Origin of the sequence: Tardiphaga sp. 42S5 (assembly GCF_034044155.1) — a bacterium.
Classification (GTDB): domain Bacteria; phylum Pseudomonadota; class Alphaproteobacteria; order Rhizobiales; family Xanthobacteraceae; genus Tardiphaga; species Tardiphaga robiniae.
The window spans coordinates 502,424-526,463 of the sequence record NZ_CP139027.1 but is presented as its reverse complement, the minus strand read 5'-3'; the positions used below and the strand labels follow the sequence as shown (position 1 = coordinate 526,463).

Annotated in this window: 16 protein-coding genes and 1 tRNA gene; 7 read left to right on the top strand and 10 right to left on the bottom strand. The window is 55.4% G+C overall.

What is annotated here, in order from left to right; all coding sequences use genetic code 11:
• Nucleotides 1–20: 20 nt before the first annotated feature.
• Together SFY93_RS02390 and SFY93_RS02385 are read left to right on the top strand one after the other, a co-directional pair.
• Nucleotides 21–512, top strand: a complete 492-nt coding sequence (locus SFY93_RS02390) for a hypothetical protein (protein ID WP_320445937.1) — start codon at nt 21–23, stop codon at nt 510–512.
• Nucleotides 509–961, top strand: a complete 453-nt coding sequence (locus SFY93_RS02385) for a hypothetical protein (RefSeq protein ID WP_089263453.1) — start codon at nt 509–511, stop codon at nt 959–961. The genes SFY93_RS02390 and SFY93_RS02385 overlap by 4 nt, the downstream gene beginning before the upstream one ends.
• Before the next feature lie 169 nt (nt 962–1,130).
• Here the strand turns inward: SFY93_RS02385 and SFY93_RS02380 are convergent, their stop codons facing one another.
• On the bottom strand, nt 1,131–1,844 hold the full coding sequence (locus SFY93_RS02380; RefSeq protein ID WP_116659879.1) for a response regulator transcription factor: 714 nt from the start codon (nt 1,842–1,844) through the stop codon (nt 1,131–1,133).
• Nucleotides 1,845–2,745: 901 nt separating this feature from the next.
• Nucleotides 2,746–3,630, bottom strand: a complete 885-nt coding sequence (locus tag SFY93_RS02375; protein WP_320445936.1) for a hypothetical protein — start codon at nt 3,628–3,630, stop codon at nt 2,746–2,748.
• Between the two features lie 523 nt (nt 3,631–4,153).
• Here SFY93_RS02375 and SFY93_RS02370 point away from each other — a divergent pair.
• A complete protein-coding gene (locus tag SFY93_RS02370; RefSeq protein WP_175369203.1) occupies nt 4,154–4,501 on the top strand; it encodes a hypothetical protein in 348 nt (115 codons plus the stop codon).
• 750 nt (nt 4,502–5,251) lie between these two features.
• On the top strand, nt 5,252–6,343 hold the full coding sequence (locus tag SFY93_RS02365) for a glycosyltransferase family 1 protein (RefSeq protein WP_320445935.1): 1,092 nt from the start codon (nt 5,252–5,254) through the stop codon (nt 6,341–6,343).
• Between the two features lie 85 nt (nt 6,344–6,428).
• On the opposite strand, the gene SFY93_RS02360 is transcribed toward SFY93_RS02365, so the two are convergent.
• From SFY93_RS02360 to SFY93_RS02340, 5 genes are all read right to left on the bottom strand, one after another.
• Nucleotides 6,429–6,505: transfer RNA gene (locus SFY93_RS02360), tRNA-Arg, on the bottom strand.
• 233 nt (nt 6,506–6,738) lie between these two features.
• The gene (locus SFY93_RS02355) at nt 6,739–7,821 is read right to left on the bottom strand and encodes an endonuclease NucS domain-containing protein (RefSeq protein WP_320445934.1); all 1,083 of its coding nucleotides are present in this window, start codon (nt 7,819–7,821) and stop codon (nt 6,739–6,741) included.
• An 83-nt stretch (nt 7,822–7,904) separates the two neighbouring features.
• A complete protein-coding gene (locus tag SFY93_RS02350; protein ID WP_320445933.1) occupies nt 7,905–11,324 on the bottom strand; it encodes a DEAD/DEAH box helicase family protein in 3,420 nt (1,139 codons plus the stop codon).
• 12 nt (nt 11,325–11,336) lie between these two features.
• Nucleotides 11,337–12,530, bottom strand: coding sequence for a restriction endonuclease subunit S (locus tag SFY93_RS02345; protein ID WP_320445932.1), 1,194 nt, complete (start codon nt 12,528–12,530; stop codon nt 11,337–11,339).
• Nucleotides 12,527–14,068, bottom strand: coding sequence for a type I restriction-modification system subunit M (locus SFY93_RS02340; protein WP_320445931.1), 1,542 nt, complete (start codon nt 14,066–14,068; stop codon nt 12,527–12,529). The genes SFY93_RS02345 and SFY93_RS02340 overlap by 4 nt, the downstream gene beginning before the upstream one ends.
• A 1,392-nt stretch (nt 14,069–15,460) precedes the next feature.
• Between SFY93_RS02340 and SFY93_RS02335 the strand changes: the two genes are divergently transcribed.
• On the top strand, nt 15,461–15,802 hold the full coding sequence (locus tag SFY93_RS02335; protein ID WP_320445930.1) for a hypothetical protein: 342 nt from the start codon (nt 15,461–15,463) through the stop codon (nt 15,800–15,802).
• Nucleotides 15,803–16,079: 277 nt separating this feature from the next.
• Here the strand turns inward: SFY93_RS02335 and SFY93_RS02330 are convergent, their stop codons facing one another.
• Both SFY93_RS02330 and SFY93_RS02325 read right to left on the bottom strand, forming a co-directional pair.
• A complete protein-coding gene (locus tag SFY93_RS02330) occupies nt 16,080–16,463 on the bottom strand; it encodes a hypothetical protein (protein WP_320445929.1) in 384 nt (127 codons plus the stop codon).
• A gap of 45 nt (nt 16,464–16,508) precedes the next feature.
• Nucleotides 16,509–17,129 (bottom strand): site-specific integrase, encoded by a 621-nt coding sequence (locus SFY93_RS02325; RefSeq protein WP_320445928.1) that lies wholly within the window; start codon nt 17,127–17,129, stop codon nt 16,509–16,511.
• Nucleotides 17,130–17,837: 708 nt separating this feature from the next.
• Between SFY93_RS02325 and SFY93_RS02320 the strand changes: the two genes are divergently transcribed.
• Together SFY93_RS02320 and SFY93_RS02315 are read left to right on the top strand one after the other, a co-directional pair.
• On the top strand, nt 17,838–20,444 hold the full coding sequence (locus tag SFY93_RS02320; protein WP_320445927.1) for an NB-ARC domain-containing protein: 2,607 nt from the start codon (nt 17,838–17,840) through the stop codon (nt 20,442–20,444).
• Nucleotides 20,445–20,852: 408 nt separating this feature from the next.
• Nucleotides 20,853–22,118 carry a hypothetical protein gene (locus tag SFY93_RS02315; protein ID WP_320445926.1) on the top strand — a complete coding sequence of 422 codons (1,266 nt, stop codon included), beginning with the start codon at nt 20,853–20,855 and terminating at the stop codon, nt 22,116–22,118.
• A gap of 279 nt (nt 22,119–22,397) precedes the next feature.
• Here SFY93_RS02315 and SFY93_RS02310 read toward each other — a convergent pair whose 3' ends face one another.
• Nucleotides 22,398–24,029, bottom strand: a complete 1,632-nt coding sequence (locus SFY93_RS02310) for a GH25 family lysozyme (protein ID WP_320445925.1) — start codon at nt 24,027–24,029, stop codon at nt 22,398–22,400.
• Nucleotides 24,030–24,040 lie beyond the last annotated feature (11 nt).

Sequence of the window (24,040 nt, the reverse complement as noted above, 5' to 3'; positions counted from 1 at the left end):
CCATGACAGTAGAGATCGACATGGAACAGATCGAACAGCAGACCTCAATCATCACCGTCGAAGCGCAGGCTCTGGCCCTGCCTGAGAATGACCTTCCTGAATCGGCGGCGCAGGAAGCCCCGATTTTCGGCGAGGCGGACGATGTGCCTGGCCAATGGCTCGGCACCCAAAGCAGCGCGCTGAGCGCGATCGATCGGCTGAAAGCGACCATCGACGAGGAGACGGAGAAGCTTGAGGTTCGCGCGGTAGTGGATTTCGACGGCTTCAGCCAGCGCAAGAACCGTGGCCTGCTCGAGCTGACTCGGGCAATGCGGCTGACTCAGGACATCAAGAATGATCCGCGCGTCACGCCGCAACTCACACTGTTGCGTGCGAGCCTGATCCGTAATCAAGCTGCGTTGCAGATCCATCTCGATGCAGTGCGTGAGGTCTCGGCCATCATCGCGCGTTCGATCCAGGAGGTGGAATCGGACGGCACCTACTCACTGGCGATCGCAGGCAAGCGCAAATGATGAAGCTGCTGATCACGGGCATTTGGGCCTGCCTCGTCACTGTGGGTACCAGTTTCGGGATCTCCTACTGGAAGGAGACTGCGGCTGCATTGCCCGCGAAGCAGGACCAACCTGAAGGTCTGGTCTATGAAAAGGTCAAGGTGATCAATGTGCCGATGATCGCCGACGGCAGCGTTCAGGGCTATATCGTCACCCAGCTCGTCTTCACTGCTAACGCCAAAGTCCTGCGTCAGCTTCCGGTGCCGCCGGAGCCGTTCGTCGTCGATGAAGCATTCCGTATGATCTATGGCGACCAGAAGCTCGATTTCAAGAATCTCGGTCGTTACGACCTCACACAATTCGCGCAGACGGTGCGCGCGCAGGTCAACAAGCGTCTGCAGACGGAGGCGCTGCAGGAAGTCCTGGTGCAGGATTTCAATTATGTGTCGAAGGATCAGATTCGCCGCTGAGACTACAACGGGTGGTCATCGCTGTGGTACGGTGATGCTCGATGATCTAGCGTGGTGGACGTGTGGTACTTCGCGTTGCGCGAGAAGCTCTGTGTCTTGCACAGCAGTTCGAGGAGGCGGTGGACGCCAACGCCGTGGTCGGCGTCCTCTTGCGCGTAAGGCGTGAGCCTTAGTTCGCCTTTGAAACAGGCGCTTCGTTAGCGGGACGAGACTTCAGATCGTCCAATCGGTAACCCATATAACGCTTCGATTCGATCGGGTCGAAGCCGAGATGATCGCGTAGCTTCTTGCGCAGCTTGCTCACATGGCTCTCGATCACATTCTCATCGAAGCTCGCATCGAACAGACCGTAGATGGCGTTGAAGAGCTGGGTCTTCGTCAGCCATTTGCCCTGATGCCCGACCAGGTGTTCGAGAATGCGTAGTTCGCGTCGTGGCAGGACCAAAGTGCGACCGGCAACCTCTGGGTCGCGGCCATCGAGAAAGACACGAATGACGCTCGTTTGTGCCGGTTCGTGCTGATCGATGGTACGGCGGCGAATAACTGCCGTTCGTGCCATGATCTCGCGCACGTGGACCGGTGCGTGAACGACGTCATCGACGCCAGCTTCGAACAACTCAATGGTCTGCTTGAGGTGCTTCAGGCTGTTGAGCGCAATGATCGGCGCCCGTGACCTGTTGCGGATACTGGATGGGATGCTCGTCCGATCCGGACAATCGCCCAGCAGAAAGGCCCGAATGACAGTTAAATCATTACCAACGGCACATTCCAGCCAATCGCGAAAGTCCGTAGACGTGAAGCCAATCGATACAACCCCTTCGCGATCAAACCCGGCCGCATAGCCTTGTGTGACGCCCTCTCGGTCATCGATTACAACAAACATTTTAATCCCCTGCGTGTTCGCCTTGATATCGTTATGGGGTCGAATTAGGCGCACTCGCCCCATTTTTGTCTTGAAGACGCAACACAACAGTTACTTGAGCGGATGGATGGGCCCTTGAGCGATTCGCTGACTTGCAAATGGGAGGCCCGGTCGCTTTTTACGGGATACCCAATGCTGTGATGCGGTCAGCTCACATTCTCCGGCTTGCATTCATCCGTAGTTTCAGAGAGCTCCCTCTCGCTATGTGAACACGACATGACATCTCATGGTCGTGCACGGTCGGTGGCAGAACCGAACCAGCGCTAATGTCAAAACGGGGGAAGTGGTCGATCGCGTGCCGTATCGTCGATATCTGGCGCTTTGATCGGCTGGACTTGCCCGAGTTGTCACACACGCGAATCGGCATACTGGTCATCAAGATGATACCGCATCATCAAGTAGTCGAGGTGCACAAATTTGCAAAGAGTCGTGCATGCAAACCATGCAGTTGAAGCAAACTAACAAGTGGATAATTCATGAAGGACGACGATTTTTCGGATCCTTTTTGCATCGAACTATCTCACAGCGTGTCGTCACAGATGCAATCGCGACTTCACCGGTTTGAACCAGTGCAGTACCACACGGAAAAACGCATTGATTGTCGTGCGCGGGCATATGGAGCGAGAGTCTGTTCGTCATGTGCGGGGCAGCAACATGCGATTGCGTGGGTCCGATATCAGTCGGCATCGGCCAATACTGATATCCGCTCTCAAGAGCGTGCCATTTAGGGCGCTCGGATCGCTCGATACGAATCCGAAGTTGCCGATCTTGTCGGCGTCGTCCTTGGTAGTCATCCAGCGTGTCACGAGCATCCTGCCTGTGCGTGGCCGTTAGTATCGATCAATCAGATCGAGGCATCAATTCAGCGACCTGAAAGGATGACGCCTCTGCTGGTCAGAACCTGCCAGCGGTTGTTTTCGTTCTTGATTTCCTGGATCCGCCCGAGAGCAGGGACATCCTGCCCCGGCACGACCTCAATCACGCCGGTCTTCCCCTCGAGCACTGCGACGCCATCATAGGCGCGGCGCACGTGCCAGCCGGGAATAACTTCGCGTGACGTACTTGCTGGCCGTTGCGCCTGAGGCTGCACCGTGCCGGTGATATCGGCAGTATTCGCCAGCGTGGCTGCGACCTGTACCGCTTGTGCCTTCTCATCGGCAATGCGTGCAAATTTCGCAGCCAGAGCCGTTTGTTCGCGGTCAGCGCGATCTTCTGCGCGGCTTGCCTGTTCGGCGGCCTGCGTACGGGCGGCTTCAACGGCAGCGCGACTGCTAGCCACATCGCCGGTCATCTCCGCGACTTGCCGTCGTAGCTGCGTGACGGAATCGCGAATGCTGCGGAGATCCGCATCAGATACGGCTGAAGATGTCATCGGCCGCAGGAACAGATAGGCAATCGCGCCAGCGGAAACGAGCGTTGACAGACCGACGACCATTGCCAAGGAGAAGAATGGAGCTTTCCATGCCGGCGATTGTAACGGTCTTGCGACAATACGGGCGGGCGGCACAGTGAAGCGCACCTTTGCCTTGATCGGCTCTTCGCGGGTGGAAATGCGAGCGCGTTGCATATTCGCCCGCGCTTCGCTGGCCAGAAGCTCGTCGATCGCAGCGGCAGCAGCGATATGAGGTTTTGGCGTGGAGTGTGAATTCGGTGATTGCTCACGAAACAGGCTGCCGTTTTCCACAGCGGTCGACTGTGAATCCGACGGTTTTTTGGACATCGTCATGCTGATCTTTGCATTGGTCATGACTGTCTGCAGTGGCAATCAAATCGTAAGAGCGGCGTAACAAGCGAAGCTTGCGCGAAGCCGTCGAGATAGATGTGTGCGCAAACGGTCAACCGACGGTCGATCTTCATCGCACGACGATGCAGATCGTTCGAACGATGATCGGGGTGCCGTCCGCACCGATATGTCGTGCACAAGAGCGCATAGGAGTTGTGTAGTTATCGGTGTGGTCTTCGTGTGGTCACGAGATGCTAGCCGCTCATCTCACGATCGTCACGGGGTGGCGATTTGATCGAAGAATGGAGAATGGCGCACGCACGATCAATGAGATGCGAGACAATCAAATTAAAGTCGACCCGAAGAATATTGAAATTGATTCGTAAAAATATAGATGAGTCGAGCTGCCTCACTCCAAAGTCTATCAGATCAAATCGGTAAATCCGCGCATTGAGTTAAATGCCGTAAATCTTGATAATAGATCGATAGGGGCTATTCATCGGTTGATGAAGTGGCGTTTTAAGAAACCGACACTATTGCCGTGGCCATGGATATCGATCTCAAAAGCCTTCGCGATTACGTGAAATTGTTGAAAGCCGAGCGGCAGGATTCGCCGATCGGCAAGATCAAATCCGGCGCGACTGAAATTATTCGAAAGAACCTTCGGGAACTGGAGCGGATGCACCGTGAAGACGGCGCAACGTGGACCGAAATTGCTGCGGGCCTTGCTGCGCAGGGCGTTACCCAGGGTGATGGTCAGCCCATCACTGGCCGTCGCCTCACAGCTCTGATGCATAATATCAGGGTGCAGGAAGAACGGAGTCTCGCCCGGGGAAAGGCGCTTGGTGATGCGCCTGATCAGGACCCGCCCGAGCCACAAGGTACTGCCGACTGAGTCACGTTGCGAATTGTCAAATTCGATCCATTCAAAAGGAGTCCCTTGTTGACGACCTTCTGTCACCAAGGTCGTTGGAGTGGATCGATTTGAAAGAGGACCGGCATGGTGCTCCCGCCGCATTGCGGCATGGGCTCTGCCTTTGGCATTCGCTCGACGTTGATTGTCTTGTGCGGCGCCTGTCCTTCAGCACTGACCGTTCGGACGATCATCTGACGTGTCGACACTCGGCCTTGTCCACCCTGATATGTGATCAGCTTCATGACAAACCAGATATGGATCCAGTCCGCCGCGCGCTCAGGATGTCATGCTTCATCATGTCCTGTAGAGGATGTGGCTGCAGCGCGTGGTGCACCCAGTTGACGACATGGAATATGGGTGGTGGCGCGAGGGTCGCTCATCGACTGATCCTGCCGCGTCAGCGGTCGCGGTGCGGAAAGTGAAAATTGGAATGCCCGCCGACCTTCAACAGGTTGAGCAGCGGTCCCCGCCGAGTGCTGTGGAAGCTGCAGCCGGTGCAGCAAGCGAACAGCCGGTGTCCGATCGCAGGTAGCTCTGGGAGAGGCTAAAAGGCGCCTTGAGGGCAGCTCGCCAAAAACGCTTGCAAACGGGCATGTTGCAGCCTTCTTCGCCCTCGTCAGACGCGCTTTTTTGTTGCATTCATGTCGTGTCGCGCATCAATCCATGATGGCGATACCCGTTCTATTGCAACTCCTGTGAGCTGGCCTCGTCTGTTAAGGAATTCCATCGGTGAGTGCGACGGCAGAAAGCCCAAATAGGACCAGACCGAGAATCCTCGAATTGGGCTCCTGGCACTACTGCAAGGATATCTATCCGGAAGAGACGGATGTGCTCTGGACGGGGGAACGTCCGATCCCTCGCGGGCGAGCGGCGAAAGGCTTCGCCGACTGCACGCCCTGGCGATTCATCAAGGCGATGCGTGAGGCGCGACGCGGGGCATACGACCTGATCATCGTCTATATGCCACTACGCCCGGCGTGGCATCCGCGCTACTGGCTACGCGCTTTCTTCCGGCAACCGCTTCGCCCGCTATCCGCGATGACAAGAGTGTTCGGCGTCTCCTGGGTACGATTCGTGAAGCCTCCCGTGCCGATCGCCGTTCTGGATATGAACGACGCCTTCATCGTCGGCTCGCATAACTTTTTTCTGCTCGACAAGGCTACCGCGGCTTTTAAACGCGAGCTTCCCGTCGATCGGTGGCACATTCTCTGCCACTCGGCCCATCCGGCACTTCCGACGCGGCGAATACGGCGCAATCGGCGCTGGAACGAACGTCTGGCGAAGATCCGCCCCGTTTCGCTTCCTGCAGCAAGGATCGATACCGATAGCGAACCTCCGGAAAAGACATCTGACGTGTTTTTCGTTGGCGAGGTCGCGGAAAATTCGTGGGTGCGCCGTGTCGGTCTTTCAGAACTCGAGGCGTTGAGAAGCAAGGGTCTCAAGGTCGATATTCCGCATGAAAGGCTACCGCATGACGAGTTCCTGCGGCGGCTTTCGAGCGCATGGCTGGCGTGGTCACCGTCGGGCTATAGCTGGGAGTGCTATCGAACCGCCGAGGCGGCGCAATGTCTGACCGTGCCGGTTCTCAACTATCCGACGGTCGAGCGTCACGCGCCCGTTCGAGAACACGAGCATGTCCTGCTGTACGACGTAACGCCGGGCAGTCTGTCGGCCGTGATCGAGCGCGGACTGAGCAACAAGCCGCGTCTGCGCCAGATGGCATTGGATCTGCGCGAGCATGTTCGCAAATATCATCTGCAGGACGCGATGGTCGATTATGTCATCGACGAGACGCTGCGTGCTGATGGTCGAACGGCTTAACGGAAGCAAAGCTCTGAGGCGCAATCCGTTGGGCTTGACCCCGCCGCGCATGCCGCCATGCCGTCTGGCGCGGCGCAGCAAGATCTGGCGCACCCGACACGATTCGAACGTGTGACCTTTGCCTTCGGAGGGCAACGCTCTATCCAGCTGAGCTACGGGTGCTTCGAGGGTCCATTTAGCCGATTGGCCGGGCGGCGGCAACGGCCTTAGGGGGCTGGGGAGGGGTAGGAGCAAGGCCCCAAAGGCAAAGGTCACACGTTCGAATCGTGTCGGGTGCGCCAGAAAGCGGCCGCGTGCTGCGCCGCGGCTGTGGCGCGTCACCCGAGGGTAAAGCTTTCAGCCTGCCCCTTTCGGTTGTCCGCCGGGTGAACCGGCGGTCAATGCGAAAGGCGCGGTCAGGCGTCATAATTGGAAAATTTCTGCTTGAGGCGGTCGACCGTGGACCTCCATTTGGGGGTCTTAGGTTTGCAAACGGTGTTCTGGTTTCCGAACATCCCGACTTCTTGAACCGCTTGTTCGATCGGGACCGTCTGTAGCCATTCGACGGGCACAAAGTATTCGGATCGGTCGGGATCATCTTGGAATTGTCGGTGATAGTTGCCTTGCAATAGGTCCAGAGCTGGTTTGTCTCCGTCGGGAGACGGAAGCTTGAATTCTGATGCCGGGACAGATTTTCCCTTAACCCGGCCGACGCCGACAAATCCGTAGCCCGGCGCCTTTACCCAGATGCGGTCCCCGACGTTGAGCAAGTTCAGCGAGTTGCTATACCAAGCGCCACCGCCTGCAGATATGAATCCGTGGTCACGCGCTTCCGGCCACAACCGCCCTTGGTCATGCCCAAAGGAGGCGTAGACCTCTCCATTCCAGGGCTCCTTTTCGCGATTTGCGGTGACCGTTGCGTTTGTCTGGGTTTCGGCAGGATCAATCAGCCATGCGCGGCTTAACAGCTTCTCGTCGCCATCCGCGAAAACTTGAAAGCAGAGAATATTGACCGCGATATCGCGCTCGTTCAGGTAGCGAACGATGCGCGTTGTGCTGGCGTCGATAGCTGCGGCGACCACGACGATCTGGTGGCTTTCGTTGAGGGTCTCCTCATCCAGCGGCAGCCCAAAACGGGCTTGGAAATCCGCGGCAAGGTTTCGCCCTGGCGCAAAATCATCATAGATTCTTGCGATCTGGTCAGACTCCAATGTTTCGACGAAAGTGGCGTAATCAATCGCTTGCGCGACCACCTCGCGCGGAGTTTTGTTTCGTTTGAGCTCGATCAGGATCAGTGCCCCGTCCGGCGCTATGGCAAGCAGGTCGATACGTCCGCCGAAGCCCGTGTCTTGCTGTCGACCGATAAGCATCCACTGATCGTGTAAAATCTCTGGTGCTGCGACGATCATATCCTCAAGCTGTTGTTCGCTGACGAGCGAGGAGGACGAGAGGCTCGCAGGCTTTGGGCCCACTTTCCAGATTGCATGGCGGATCGTCATCGTCAGGCCTTCGGTTCAAGAGCCGGCTAGTTGAGATTGCTGGGCGGATCGATTTGTTCTGGATCTTATTAAGGTGCGAGCCCTTAAGCCACTGCGCTCGCGTTAATCGCAGCTATCTTGGAGAAAATCTGCGTTACTCGCGCTTCGTCAAAAAGCTGCTCCGGCCCTGTGGGCGCAATATCCCGGAATGGTGGTTCATAGAGTAGCGCCGGATCCATGACGCCCTGGTGCGTCAGGTGCTCGATGATCATGTCAATGAAAGCGATCTGGGCTGCTGACGCTGTGCCGCTTGCTAAAAACTCGCCAAAGGCTTCGCTGACTGCGGCGCGATCGAGGCCGACCAGCGAGCGGACAAAGCGACCGAACCCCTGACTTGCCGCCCGCGCCCGCTCGATGTCGCCCAATTCGCCGACTCCGGCGTCCAGTAGCATCTTTTCGAGTTCGCTCAGGTCGGTTGGTGTCAGCGGCAGGCCCTGCCGCAGCTTGTGCAGCACGATATGGTCTTCGTGCTTCTTCAAAAAATGCCGGGCCTTGGCCTTGAACCGCGCGAAGTCTGCCTCACCGACCTGTGGCAGCTCGTGTTCGATGCCTTCGCCGATCTCGTCCGCGAAATTGGAGTAGACCACCGCCTTCTTCGATTTTTCGATGTGCTGGACCAGGTCGCGCAAGCGCAGCCGGACGAGCTCTAGCAAGGGGACGGTGACACCCTCCCACCAGTGGTCGGTTTGAATCTCCTCCAGCAGCACCGCCTGATGGGCGATGGAGGGAATGCCGGTCTGCTCTTCCAGCGCCGAGGCGATTTCGATCAGTTGCTTGCGAAGAGCATCAAAACGTTTCGATCCGTTGAGAAGCGCAAGCTCCAGCGAGAACATCAGGATGTCGAAGCGCTTGGCTTCCTCAGTTCCGAAGCCGCGCGCGGAGGGTAGGGGAGCGACCTCGTCGAGCAGCTCCTGCCGCGTCTCGTCGTCGATGGACTGCCAAGCTTCGGATTCGCGATATTTCTCGACGGCGCGGCGATGCTGGCGGACGACGAAATTGTCCGGATTGAGACCGGCAATTATCTCCTGCAGGGTCGTCAGCGCGTCGGCGCGAATGTCATCTTCGCTTGGGGGCTTGTCGCCCGCTTCGCTAGCCTCATAGGCTTCTTGATCGCCGGCGGAAAAGCCGTCCGCCTTCTGCTTTTTCTTGTCGAGTGCAACCACGAGATCCAGCCTCGCCGCGAACAGTCGCTCGGATAGCGATTTCGCCGTGCTGGCTTCCTTGAACTCCGGATTCGCGCCGAAAAATTCCAGGTTCTGGCAATAGTCGAAAACGCGGAAGAATTCCTTGTCCTGGCCGGGGCCGAATAGGTCGGGGCACAGCCGCGTGCCGCGGCCGATCATCTGCCAGAATTTCGTCTTCGAGCGGACCTGCTTGAAAAAGACGAGATTGACCACCTCGGGCACGTCGATGCCGGTGTCCAGCATATCGACCGAAATGGCGATGTGCGGTGCTTTGGCTTTTTTGGAGAAATCGTCAATCAGCGACTGCGCATAATTGGTCTGATGGGTGATGATCCGCGCAAAATGTCCGGCCAGCGCCGGATAGGCGGCATTGAAGCGCTTCTCGATGAATTCGGCATGGGCTTGATTCTTGGCGAAGATGATCGTCTTGCCGAGCCGGTCGCCGCCTTCGACCTTGATGCCGTTCGTCATCAGATGCGCGATGACGTGATCGACCGTATCCTCGTTGAACAGCCGCTTGTTGACCTCGGCGGCGTCGACGCTGTCAGGGACTTCGTCCTCGCCCCATTCCAGCATGTCCCACTGGTCCTTTTCCTCAGCAGTTAGGTCGTCGTAGCGCAGGCCCGAGCGCACGATCCTGAGCGGCACCGAGATCGCGCTGGGCGGCACGAGATATCCATCCGCCACTGCTTCATCGAGCGAATAGGCGTCGGTCGGCACGCCGTCCTCGAGGTCGAACAGCGAATAGGTGTTCTTGTCGATTTCGTCCTTTGGCGTCGCGGTCAGGCCGACCAGGAAGGAATCGAAATAGTCGAAAATGGCGCGGAAGCGCTGATAGACCGAGCGATGCGCCTCGTCGATCACGATCAGGTCGAAATGCCCGGGGCCGAATTTGATTTTGCCCTCCTGCTTGCCGTCGATCAGGTTCATCATCGTCGGATAGGTGGAGAGAAACACCCGGCCCTGACCGGTGCGGTCGGTAACGAGATTCACCGGCGCGGCATCGGGCAGATGTTCCTTGAAGGCCTTCCCGCCCTGGTTCACCAGCGCCACGCGGTCGGCAAGAAACAGCACGCGCTTGGCCCATCCGGCGCGCATCAATAGGTCGATCAGCGCGATCACCGTGCGGGTCTTGCCGGAGCCGGTCGCCATCACCAGCAGCGCCTTGCGTAAGCCGTCCGCCTCGAAGCTCCGCGCCACATTGCGGATCGCCCGGTGCTGATAGGGACGCTCGACGATCTTGCGGTTGATCGACTCCGCGCCGAGCGGCTTGCGGCTGGTGCGGCGCTGGATCAGCAGCTCCAGCTCGTCGCGCTTGTAGAAGCCGCCGATCTGGCGCGGCGGATAGCGGGTGTCGTCCCAGACCCAGTGCTCATAGCCGTTGGAATAGAAGATCACGGGCCGCTGGCCGAAGCGCGCTTCCAGGCAATCGGCATAAAGCTTGGCCTGCTGCTGGCCCTGCCGGGCATCCTTGCGGGTGCGCTTGGCTTCAACAAGGCCGAGCGGCTTGGCGTTCGCGCCCCACAACACGTAATCGACAAAGCCGATGCCCTCATTGTTGGGCATGCCCTCGACTCGGAATTCGATGTCTTCTGGCCGATCGAGCGCCCAGCCGGCCTCGCGCAGCAGCAGGTCGATATAGCGGTCGCGGGTCTCGGCTTCGTTGTAGTCGTGATGGTCGGGCTGTGTCTCGGCCGCCTTGCGCGCGCTCGCGACCTGGGCCCGTAGGGCTTTCAGCTCGTCGTCGAGGTTCTGCCTGTCGGCGAGCAGCCTAGCCAGCTCGCCGTTCTTCGCGTCCAGCTCGGCCTGCTGCGCCTTCACATAGGCAAAGGTCTTTTTCAGCACATCGTCGCGGCGCGAGAGCTGGGATGGATCGAAAACAAGACCGTCCGCCGGCTTGCTCTGGCGGGCATAGGTGCGGGCCAGCCAGAAGCAAACGTGAAACAGCTCCTTCACCGCGCCGGCGGCGTCGCCGGGACTGGTCTTCTTCTCCTCGTGCACCGCGCGATTGCGCAGCGAATTGATATATTTCGCCTTGGTGAACACCGCCTCGCCGGCCGCCTTGCGGAACGTCGGCTCGTGCAACAGGGCGGCGATATTGTCCTGATAAGGAAGTTTCAGATTGGGGTCAGAGCGAAACGCCCATTTCACCGCGACCTCCACCGCCTTGCCGGCGAAGAACGTCGCCGCCGTCGGCGAGACCCCGGCCTGACGCTCCGCCTCGGTGGCGGCTTCATGCACGGCAGGAAACTCGGCAGCGAGGAAGGCGAAGTTGGACATGAGGCTGCCCGGTTAGAGTTGGCCGGAGAAGGCGCGGGATTGGAGGGACGTGAATGTTTGAGACAAAGCACGTTCGGATCTATTCAAACCATCTCTTATGCGAGATGCTTTTCGGACTGCTGCAACAAAACTCGCCTGCTCATCGAGAGGCGCGATCGGGACAGCCAGCTCACGCAAACGCCCCATACTTATTCGCGACCGAGTTTGACCAAGTATCAGCCCATGAGCAAGTTTCTCCACCGAAGGCTGATTGATCAAAGATACTATATATTCGGGAAGCGCTATTTTTTCGTCGACGCGAATCTGGACGCAATCCGCTTTGTTTAGCGCTTCGTGTAGCCATGCGGGCTGGATACAGGCACGCAAATTGGGGTCGCCTAGAGTTCCGACGAGAATGTCTCCAGGCAAGCACTTGTGTTTAGACAGGCTCTTGAAGTGCTCCTTGGTAACGAACGCTTTGTCGTTATCAACAAACTTGCCAACACCGATGTTCTGAAGCCGAATAACTCTCACGCCGTGTTCGACATAGTGGTCTGACTTTAGATTGGAGCCGAATGGGCCGTCAGACATTTTTGTCGAAATGCTGCCAAATGTCCTAGAAGTATACTTCTTTGGATTAGTTGCTGGATCTCCAAACATCTCCAAAAAAATAGAGCGAGTAAAGCTGTCAAGTAGAGCAACGGCACGTTTGCGCTTGCGGCGTAGCGCATCCGCCTTGTCCAGGATCGCTGCGATCCGGCGCTGCTCGTCGAGAGTTGGCAGTGGGATTTCGATCTGACTCAAGCTAGTTGCATTAACGCCGCCCTGTGCTGCTCCCTGCGTTCTCTTCTTTATTTGCTTCCAGTAGCCCGATGACTGGAAAAAGTGCGCTAGGTAACCTGAGTCGACTGCTGAAGAGGGCTTTACCCGAATAAGGTATGAAGCAAAGACTGCTCCGTCAGGCGGGGATCTAATCAGAAAGCTCTTTCCTGTGGTTGCGCCGGTGCGAGCGAAGACAATATCACCGTCATCTAGACTCGCTGACTGCAACTTGCTCTTAGGTGCGTCGCAAAAGGGAACCTTCTCCCATTCGACAGAGCCGTCCTGAATGTCAGTGATTCTAAGAAATTTTGTGCCTGTATCGAGGTCTGACGCGGATGCCGTGACTCCGTAATCGATCTCAGTTGTAAGTTGGCTTAACTGCTTAGTTGGGAAAACAAAGCTCACAGCATCGCTTCCAATTCGTCTAAACCGTCGGCGATCTCCTGCTCCAGGGCCTTCAGCTCCCCAATGATGTCCTTCGGCGGGCGGTGTTCGGTCGATTCGTGCACCACTTCCTTGTAGCGATTGATCGACAGGTCATAACCGGCTGCGGCGATCTCGGCTTTCGGCACGCAAAAACTCTGCGCGGTGCGCGGGCGCTCGCGCTCCGAAGCACTGCGCTGTTTCCAGCGCGCCGCGATATCGGGCAAGTTGTTCTTTTCCTGCTCTTCACCATCGAGCTTCGCTCTCGGTCCGATCTTTTCGGCCGGCAGCAGCGCATTACGCTTGTCGTCGAGCGAAAAGCCGTCGGCCTGCAAATCGTAAAACCAGACCTGATCCGTTCCGCCATCATCGGTCTTGGTGAACAATACGATCGCGGTCGATACCCCCGCATAAGGCCGGAATACGCCCGACGGCAGTTTGACGATGCCATCAAGCTTGTGGTCCTCCACCAGCATGCGGCGAATTTCCTTATGCGCGGTGGAAGAGCCGAACAGCACGCCGTCCGGCACGATCACCGCCGCTCGGCCACCGGGCTTCAGCAGCTTGATGAACAGGGCCATGAACAGCAGTTCGGTCTTCTTGGTCTTGACGACTGCGAGCAGGTCCTTCGCCGTAGTCTCGTAATCCAGCGAGCCGGCAAACGGTGGATTGGCGAGGATCAGGCTATATCGACCTTCGTCGCCGGCATGCTCCTGCGCCAGCGAATCCTTGTAGCGGATGTCGGGATTGTCGACGCCGTGCAGCGTCATGTTCATCGAGCCGATCCGCAGCATGGTGCCGTCGAAATCGAAGCCGTGGAACATCTCCTCATTGAAATGGTCGCGGCTGGCGACGTCGTGAAACAGCTTCGGATGAATGTCGCGCAGATATTCACCAGCAGCGACCAGGAAGCCGCAGGTGCCGCAGGCGGGGTCGACGATGACGTCCTTCGGCCCCGGCGCCATCATCTCGACCATCAGCGCGATGATATGGCGCGGGGTGCGGAACTGGCCGTTCTGGCCGGCGCTGGCGATCTTCGACAGCATGTATTCGTAGAGATCGCCCTTGGTGTCGCGATCGTCCATGGGGATTTCGGCCAGGAGATCGACCACCTTGGCCAGCAGTGCCGGCGTCGGAATGGTGAAGCGCGCGCCCTTCATGTGGGTGGCATGGGCGGAGTTGGCGTCAGCCATATCGCGCAGGAACGGGAAGACGTGTTCGGAGACGAGTTCGAACATCGTCGCGGGGTCTTGGTTCTTCAGGCGGGACCAGCGCAGCTCCTCATAGGCAACGCCCTTGCCCTTGCCGAGACCGTCCTTGCCTTCCGGGAAGATACGGCGCGCCATCGGCTTCTTGAGCCGGTTCGCCTTGTTCTCCTCGCGGGTATGCGCCTCATCCAGGCCCCGCATGAACAGCAGATAGGTAATTTGCTCGATCACCTCGAGCGGATTGGCGATGCCGCCCGCCCAGAACGCATTCCATACCCCATCGATCTTCGATCGAAGCTCACCCGTCAGCATACCGTCGCCGTCTCCCCAAATCAGATGGCGAATTTAGAGGGCCGGGGGAGGATAGGGAAGGCGGTTGTGGGTGGCAGGTTGCCGCTATTCGGGCGTGTTGTGGCAAGGCGACCGAAAGGGCGTTCCACGCTCGCCCGAACGTCGAATAGGAGGAGAGGCCAAGGGTTGCGATGCAGATTCTATCGACCGCAGTGCAATCTAGCGATGCCCAGGATCGTCCTGAGTGGCTCGCCAAGATTCGCGGGGCCTCGTGCATGAGCGTTCCGGAGCAGCTCAAGAGCTCATATCAGCGATGACGACCCTCGTGTCCGAAGCTTCGAAAAGCACGAAACCGGGGAGCTCGGAAATATACATTCGACCTTTTAGAATGCTGCTTTCTCTCAATCACGAGCCTAAGCGGCGGGATCTATCCCTGAGCTATTCTCTTTGGCAGGATTTCCGGCAGCACGACACCGCTACCGGTCAAAATTTGCTGCTTGAGCCGGGTGCGAGTGCATTCTGCCGAACGAAGAAGTTCGGTGATTTCTGATTTTGACCAACACAAAACCAACAGCAAATGAACAGATAATCCCTGAATTTACTGTCATTAGACGGGGCATTTAAGGGCAAAAGGCACACACAACTGTTCGTTTCGAACAGTTGTGACGGGGAGAACTGTTCGAAATGAACAGTAGGCTGGCGCTTCGGTGTCTTGATGGCGTTGCACAACCGCCGCTTCTCTTCGAGAGCATCTCGCTGTCGACACTGCCCTGTGTCGCCATTAAAGCCATGGCGATTGATGCATAACGCCTTCTACTTCTAATACATGCGGAGGATGGAAGAGGACATAGCTTCGCCCTTTGCAGGGCGAAGCTATCCATGCGTCTGGACGTTTAGAGTATACCGATCTAACCCAACCTACTGTCTTCAGCAGGGTCGGCGGGGGTTATCCTGTCCGCCTTTACGGGCCGCTTCTGCTCTTTCGAGCAACAACGCCAGAAACGGCAACGAGATCGGTCGTTGGTCCATTTCTGCGCAGGTTCGCGCGAGCGAGAGCCTGCTCCTACCAACAACGCCTTGCGGTGTAGTCGGCTTTTGTCGCTTGCCATGCGACGTTTTCGTTCTCGCCTTGTCCCGCAACGACCCTGGTTAGGCCCGCGGAAGGTGAAGCTGGCTATTTGAATTGAGAGTTCGATCCACGAGTGGGTTGCCCCACGACTGAACCATTCATGAGCCTAACAAGTCAGGCGCATTGATACATTATAGTAAGCGACGGTAGGTTTGCGCGCACTTTCTTCAAAAAAATCGTCCAAATACTTTAATCGACTCTCGTCGTGCTCACTATATTCGCTGACAAGGGAGCCCGCTGACTCCAGGGCTCGATCAGTCTTTCGCGATCAGATGGAGAATTCGATGAAAAGTGAGCTCAATCCAAGTTCGGTTAGCGCGTCGGCGTTATCAGCCGGCGGGTCCTGCGATAAATCTTTCTGCGGCGTTGCGAAGGCTGAGCCAATCGAGCGGGCCGCTATCAAAACTGAAAGTTTCGACGAGATTTGCGATGGCTTCGATCACCTAGGCGTCGGCTCGGATGACGGTGAGTGCACGACCGAGGAAGTGCTTCAAGCTCTCGGGAATATTGAGCAAGCTGAAGAAAAAGCTCAGGCGGCCCGCACGAGAATGGTCAATCGAATGACGAGGCAGTATCCAAACTTATTCCGAGACTGGAATTCGCGATTGTCTGACAGAACTTCATGACAACGGCGCGCAGTTCAATCGTGCAGTAATTTCAAAAAAGACAAAATTGGGGCAAATAGTGTTGGAATTCGGGCTAAAGATGTCCTTCGTGGCCTAATTGTGTTGTTGAGGCGGCGCTCTATGATCCGATGAAGGAATTAGCAAACAAGGTGGGCAACGAACGGAAAGGCCAAGGCTTGCTGAAAAAATTGCTCACGACCCAATGCTCAAAGGAGTAAAGCTGCGCGAAATTCCCTAGGACTTCGATGTCCCAGGGAATGCGCAGCGATCTTGCGAGCTAGAACGTGTAACCAAAAGCCCGACAGATCTCATTCGTTGCGTCAGCGATGATTGCATCATCGCGGCTACCGGCGACGTAGCCATAACCGACGACCACTCCGTTACGACGCGTCACTTTGCCTGCGATGGTGCGGAAACCTGTATAACCGCCGAAGGAATTTCGCCCGTTAATCTGAAAGCAGTAAGCGAGTTCGTTGCCTTTGACAGGTTGGTCGGTAACGAGTGGTGCCCACCGATACTGAGCTGAGGCTGGATCCTTGAGGGATGCGCCGTAGGTGCTCATGATAATCCGCTTTTCAATGTCGGTCAGGGGCCGAGCCTCGGATTGACCGCTGACGGTAACGATGGCGGTGATTGCGACGGCGGCGGTGGTTTTTAACAAGCGCAATTCTCCAGGTGTTAGGGTGGTGGGTAGATGGCATCGGCGCTAGTCGAGACGGGCAACCAAGTCGGCGGCCCGCAAGTGGGTGTATCGCTGCAGCATCTTGAGCTCGCGATGGCCCGAAATGGCGCTGACCTCGGCGATGTTGAGCCCCTTCTCGAAGAGCCGGGAGATCGCCTCGTGGCGCAGATCGTGGAAATGGAAGTCAGGCATCCCAGCGCGCACGCGTAGGTGCTCGAAGGCGAGGCGGACGCTGTTTCCGGTGACCGGAAAGACCCGTTCGCTCCTTTGTCCTTCGCTCTGAAGCGACTGCAATATCTGGACCGCCCGGCGCGACAACGGAACGTCGCGGCTATCGCCATTCTTGGTCAGTGGCAGATGAGCGACTCGAAGCTTTAGGTCGACGTGCTCCCAGCGCAAGTCCAGGAGCTCACCGCGGCGCATCCCAGTCTCAATGGCGAGCACGATAAGAGGCTTAAGCAGCGGTGTGCGGCCCCGGTCGCAAGCAGAGAGCAAGAGCTCTTCCTCGCCCTCTTTGAAGCGCCGAGTCCGGCCGCGTGGGACTGGCGGTCGGCGCACGAGCTTGACTGGATTGCGGGGAAGCCAGAAACCCCATTCGCGGCTACCGATCTCGATCGCGTGTGAAATCGTGTTCAGCTCGCGCACGATTGTCGCCGGAGCGATAGATTTGAGAGGCTCGTCACGATACGTCGCGATGTCGGAGCTAGTCAGTTTGGCGAGTGTTCGGTGAACGATGGGGCAACGCACAATCGAGTTGATCCGTGACTTCTCGGACACGGCCCCACGCTTGGTAGGTGTCACCTCATTGGCGTATCTGAGCAGGAGCTCCTTGAGCGTCGTTTTCTCTGCAGCGCGTGTGTCAGCGACCCAGCCTGAGCGATTGGCTTCTGATTCAAGATCGTGAGCCCAGCGTAGGGCCTCTTGCTTTGTGTCGAATGACTTGGCCCGAGGGGCAACACCTCTACGTCGGACTTGCGCCTGCCATCGGCCCCGTAACTTCCTGATTGTCGCCATCGCAGCCGCTCGGATCACCTTGTTTCCTCGATAAAAGGATGCCGGTGACTCGGTGCCAAGGACTATCCCGAATCGGTTCAGGAAATCTGGGTGTGCCGCTTATGTGCCGCTTCTAAGCCCCGGCCTGAGCGTCGATGCGGAAAAGCCTATCGGATCAATAGGGAGCGAGAGCGCTCAAGTGTGATGACGTGCGGCACGCGCTGCTGTGCAGAGGCAAGGCTCTATGAAGTCAAGGCGGTCTTGGCTGTCTCTGTGCTTAGTTCAGCCGGGTTTGACATTCGTTTCCAAATATCTACCCTTAGATGTAAATTGGATAGCCTACCCCGAGGGGGCGGAAGCTTGATCATAAGCCAGCAGCGTCTAACGCTTTTTGCAATAATTTCCGCCATTGAAGCCGATGCGCGTCAACTCATTGCCGGCGCGATTTTGCCGAATATGGAATTTTCTGCCGCGTTTCCCGTCGATCTGCTCGAAGAGTGCAGACAACGAATGAAGAAGGTCGCGCATCTGGTTGCCGATGCGGACAGTGATGTCGAGCTTTTAGAGTTCATGAATCTCGGCGACCACTTCCAGGCGATGAATCGCTGGAAAGCCTTTTTGTCTGCCCCGCTTGTAAGGGTCTTGGCTAAGTCGAAGACTGTAGAAACAGTAGTGGCTATCCGAAATCGAGTAATGCATGGGCGGCCGCTAGATTTTGATGACCTTCCCTTCATCAAGGGCGTTAGTGAAGAATTGGTGCGCGCAGATCACTTGGGATTTGCCGGGACGGCAGCCTTAATCAAGACTCTACGAAGGAATCCAGGTCATGTCTTCGAGTTTGAAGGTGAGTTCGAGCTCGAAGCAAAAGACACCGTATTACACAACTTACCGTCACCTGATTTCGACGACACAGGTTTTGTGGGGCGCAGTGACCAGCTTGCTCGATTGAAGAGTGCAATCAAAGGCAGCTTTCCAATCATAACAATTCTGGGCGATGGCGGTCTCGGAAAGACATCTCTTGCGCTAAAGGCGCTCTACGACTTACTCGACGAACCCGAGAATCAGTTTGATGCAATAATCTGGACGACCGCTAAAACTACGGTGCTAACGGCAGACGCTATTGTGGAGATTGAAGATTCGATCAAGGATTCTATTGGAATTTTTGCTGCTGCCAGCGCGGTGCTTGAACCAGTTAGCAATCAAGATCCTATGGGCAATCTTCGTCGATGGCTCGCCGCCTTTAAAATACTTCTCGTCATTGACAATCTTGAGACCATTCTCGACGAGCGTATAAGACGGTTTGCGGCCGAGATCCCTCCTGGGAGCAAGATTCTATTTACGACCCGCGTTGGTCTTGGAGCTTACGATTTCCCAATAGAAATCCATCAGCTCAGTGAAAGAGAGGGTGTCGATTACTATCGCCGCATCTGCGACGTCTACGGACTTCCGGAGCTCCAAGAGAAGAAGCGTGAATTCGTGCTGGACACCTGCACGCGTCTTAACTTTAGCCCACTAGCCATAAAATGGTTCGCGCAAGCGATTCGTGCTGGAGGATCACCATCGGCACTGTTGGCGGATCCGAAACTGGTGTTGCGATTCTGTGTCGCCAATGTTGTAGATGGGTTGTCCGCGGGCTCTCGGGGAGTCTTAGATGCGCTAATAATAACAGGACGGCCCCAAACGCTCTCGTCGTTGCACTATATTCTCTCAGAAGAGCTGATCGTTCTGTCCAATTCGCTAAGAGAGCTGCGCGCGGCCAACCTCATCACGATTACTCCCAGTCAATTGTTGGGCGGCGATGACTTCTATCTTGTGAAGCCGCTGGCGAACTTTTACATGCGGAATTATTTCTCGCCCTCGCTCGAGCGGCAGAAATTGCTACGACAGAAGCAGAGTCAGCTTTCGCTAGCAAAAGACAAACTTATTGCTATGCGTAAAGGAAAGCCAAATCAGTTCGATCCAAACTACATTCACATCAGGGAAGAGCATGCAGGGAGTGACTTTGTAGTTGCTGATTATCTCAGCTCTGCTTTAACGGAATTGCGGAAAGATAATGCGGACCGGGCAGAGGAGCACCTTGCGAAGGCGCACAATATGTCGCCGAATTACTTCGAAGTTCATCGCGTAGAAGCCTTCATGGCCTTCGTCGGTGAGAATACACTTCGCGCCGAAGGCGCTTATGAGCGTGCCATCTCATTATGCGGAGATTATGCGCCTCTCCGATACTTATATGCTGGTTTTCTTCTCCGTATCGACGAAGCCGAGCGTGCGGTTGCTCAACTAGAGGCGGCAGTTCTGATCGATGATAATGACCCCAGTATAAAAGTTCATCTCGCAAGGGCATACATTCGATGTCGTAATTTTGAAGCGGGTGAAAAGCAGCTCCGGAAGCTGAAGCTTGAAGAGCTATCGTTTAAAACAAGAAAGATTCTTATAGAAAATTGGTTTCAGTTCTACTTGCGGAGACTGGAGTCGACGGTCGGTCAGCACGATTTTGACGGTGCATACGAAACGGTGAAGGAACTTAAGGCGTATATCACTCATCTGGATGCGTCACTGCTGGATGGAAAGCATCGGAATGCGATCTCGCGTATTCCGCCTCTGATTAATAGATTCATAGTTGAGGACAGAGGTAGTGCGAGATCCTTGGTAGGAAACGAAGCTTTGGCGCTGGTTGCCGGCTTGCTCGGCGTTGGCTCTGAGGTAAGGCCGTTGCCTAAGGAGCGGCCGATTGTTGAGCCGACTTTAGCTGCGAGGCAGAGAGTGGGAACTGTGAAGAATACGTTTCCTGAGAAGCGATTTGGCTTTATCCGCGAGGACAACGGCTCAGAATGGTTCTTTCATAAAAATCATCTTCGTGAGCCCAGCCAATTTGAGGACTATGAGTCAGGCCTGAGAGTGCTCTTTGATGTTGGTAAGAACGAGCAGGGTCCATGTGCCGTATCGATTCAAGCTGTTTCGCAATAGCGTCTGATCGCCACATTCGATTGTGCCGATATTGTGCCTCTCTTCAAATTCGGAGAGATTGGAGATAGGGAGAGCATTATAAATGCAGGGCATTTCCGCTTGTAGAGCGCTGCTCTGCCAGAGCCGCGGTCCGTTTAAGTTAATTGCTCTGGTGGAGATGATCTCTTCTATAACTTGATATCGACCAAACAGACGTCGTGTGGCCGCTCATCTCGTCATATGGCTAGATCGGCTACAACAAAAAGTTTCATCTAGCCGTCCGCGAGCGAGAACGTCCACGCTAGGATAGTGAGCCCCAACTGAAGCAGGCATCGTGTGATAAGCGTTGATCTAAAATAGCAACCTGAGATTGACAGGGGCGGGGATACAAGTAGGCTGTGGCTTTGGTCAATAAATTTGAGGTTGGCTATGAAGCGAGCATATTACGCCGCGTTGATCGCTGTGCTTTGCGCCAATAATGCGCTTGCGCAGAGCCCGATCCAAACGATGGAGAGCAGAAATCCAACTGGCACATACGATGAAAACTGGCACTACGGAAATGTCAATTTTAGACTTCTGAGCTTTAGTAGCAATCAGAAGGCTGCTCAAGTCGAATGGTATGAAACTCTATTTCGCAAGTTTCTTTTTGATAAGAAGAAGTATGGGACGTTTTCGCTCGTGCTTGATCTTTGCGGCAAGGACGGCTGCACGCCAAAACCACTCGTAAGAAAGCCGATCGCTGTCTTTACAAAAAATCCAAAACAAGAAGTAAAGCAGGACATCTTTAAAGATGCTGCCGATTTCATTTTTGGAGCCTCAGTGGATACAACCGAAAAGGCTACGGCGGTTGCCGAGTCGACCTATATAAATACGGGCGCGCCGCTTCTATCCTATAAACGAATAGCCAGTTTTGACACTGACAACGTTTTCACCGTCAGACTTGCGCTAATATCGCTAGACAAAACACTAATCGAAAAAGGAGTCTTTTCCGATCTTTTGACGATATACAATTCTGCGGCGGCTAACCCTTTGATAAAGGCCGGCATTGGAGCTATACCCGGCGCCGCATCGGCTGGCGAGATCGCGAATATTGCATACAGCATGGCAGAAAAATTGGTGATGGATCCAAATCTGCTTACTGCCGTAACCCAAGACAACGCGATGCAATTTATATTTACAAGCAGTCCAATCACATACCCGCGCTATCAGCGATTTGCGATGTCCATCGACGGCGGCCCACCGGATTGCAAGAAAGAACTTCGAGCGCGCAGGAATTGCGTAATAATCGAGGTGGACTTTAGCACTGTAAGATCCGTCACGAAACTTTATGACATTTCCAAAAAAACCTTCGTAAAGCCTGTCGACCCTCAAGCAATTTGGACAAATGCAGCATCCGCGATGAAGGTGTCGACGATGGATGAATATCTGAGTGCATCAGATCCGCTAAAAACCTTCTTTGTTGATGTTAAGGCGGGGCCTTATAGCAAACAAAATCTGGCAGAGATGTGCGTTGCCCTTAAGAATAAGCTAAACGCCACTTTCACATATTGGGATTCCAAAGCCATATGGTGGTCGTTCGCGAAGCAGCACTGGTTTAATCTCGTTACAAATGCGAATTTTCATCAGTGTATTGGGGACGACGCCGACAGAAAGGAAATGGCCGATATGGGACTGGAGTTTGCTCGAATTCCTTGAATGAAGGAGGACTGCGAAGGCTTGGCGGTCGGGCGATTAAGGGAGTGCGGCCTGAATTGTCCTTTTTTGGAGCTCGGGCAGTTTTTGCCGTCGTCTAACGTTTTGAACGCGAAAGCGCTTTAGTGAAAAGCGCTATTAAGACGACTAGGACTGTCTACTGTTTTCGCGGTGCCTCATCTTCCGAGCTTCCTAGAACCTGCCGATAAATGGCCGGCCGCGAGCAACGGTGAATGCCGTGCAGAAAGCCAAAATATCAAGGTCGTAGGATCGCAAAACGGATTATCGAACCGGACGAGGTGCAGCCACATTCTTTCCAGACGCTGAAAACACGCTAAACTGCCGTTTCGTCCCGTAGAAAGCATTCAACCCGACCTTACTCTTTATGCCAGGCACTACGGCCTCTGACGAAAACTGCCAGATGCTCCAGGCGTTCTTCCCCTGCAGAGAAGGGCCGTCTGCTCCCGTCTTTTTATAGTCTTGAAGCCAAACAGAATTGGAAAGAAAGCTATCATCGATAATATCTTTAAAGGTCTGCGAGAACCCGTGAAGGAGAGGTTTCTTACCATATTCTAGTGATATCAATTTTTCTAAGTCGGCTACGGCATCTTTGATCGCTTTTACGTCATTGCATCTAGCTTGACCAACCAACTTTGGAGCCCCAACCCATTGCACGTCGATCGCAATCGGCAGGGCGTCTCGGTCCTTAGGTATTACGGCTTTGATGTTCTCGAACTGCTCCTTCGCCGATTTGCAAAAATTAAAGACGTGATATCCACCGCGCACAATCCCGCTTTGCTTACTTTCCTTCCAATTGCGGTCAAACGTCTCGTCCACGAAATTCGCGCCTTCGGTCGCTTTCATGTAGGCGAAGGCTATTCTGCTTTTTGAAACTCTCTTCCAGTCGATTGAGCCGTTGTAATGACTGACGTCTACGCCTTGGATCGAATAAGTGTCCGGCGCCCGGAAGATCTTTATCTCTGGGTGATTCTTTAGAGATGGCGTCGCCGCTGTAGTGCTTATCGAAAGAGAAACGAGTTTTGGTGCCCCAGTCGAAGTCCTCTCGCTTACAGTTATAGTGTTGCGCTTATCCGGCCCTAAGAAGAAGAATGCGCCTCCGAAATCAGCGTCATTGCGTAGACGCCCAGACAATAACTGCGGGAAGGGCGTTGGCGTGCCGTCCATGAGACCAAGTTTCTCGATCTCCCCAGATACATAGGCATTCAACGCACCAAGCCTTACGATCCCGCCCCCAACCAGATGGAGACTGCCCGTTGCGTCCTGAGCCCAGTTGGAATAATCGCGGTCGGCATTTCCTGTGACCACACCTTTAACAAGGCGAGTAAAGAAAATACTGCCGGCTTCGTTCTTAAAGGCATACGCCAATTGATCCGGCCGAGTCGCCGACACGGCGTGAGCGCCGGGTGCGCGAGGATAGAAAATATTGTCTCCCCCGCTACCTACGGCAGAAAAGATCCCACCCGAGAAACAAGAGCCTAGAAGGGCGATGAAATGATAGCTTTTATTGCCCACGGTTCTCAGAAGGGGGGCGAGCTCGTCGAGTTTATAGACATGTTCGAAGTCGTTTGCTCCACTCGCAGGGCCTAGCACGAGTTTCCCAGCTGCTGCCTGGGAGGTGTCATCTGCCGCACCATGTCCCGAAAAGGCGAACAGCACGCGTGAGCGCATCTTGTAAAGATCGAGCTGCTTGTTGAGGTAGACTTCCAGGAAATATCGAAGATTGTCTTTCGTCGCATCACTGTTTTGCAAAACTATTATTTCGTCGAATTTCTGATCGTCGATGAAGGTTCTTAGGAGCGCTATATCTTCTGCTGCTGGCGGAAGTTCGCGGTCCTTCGGGTCCGGAAAATTAGGGTAAGAACTGACCCCGACGAGAAGTGCAAAGCTGCGCACTGGAGGATCCA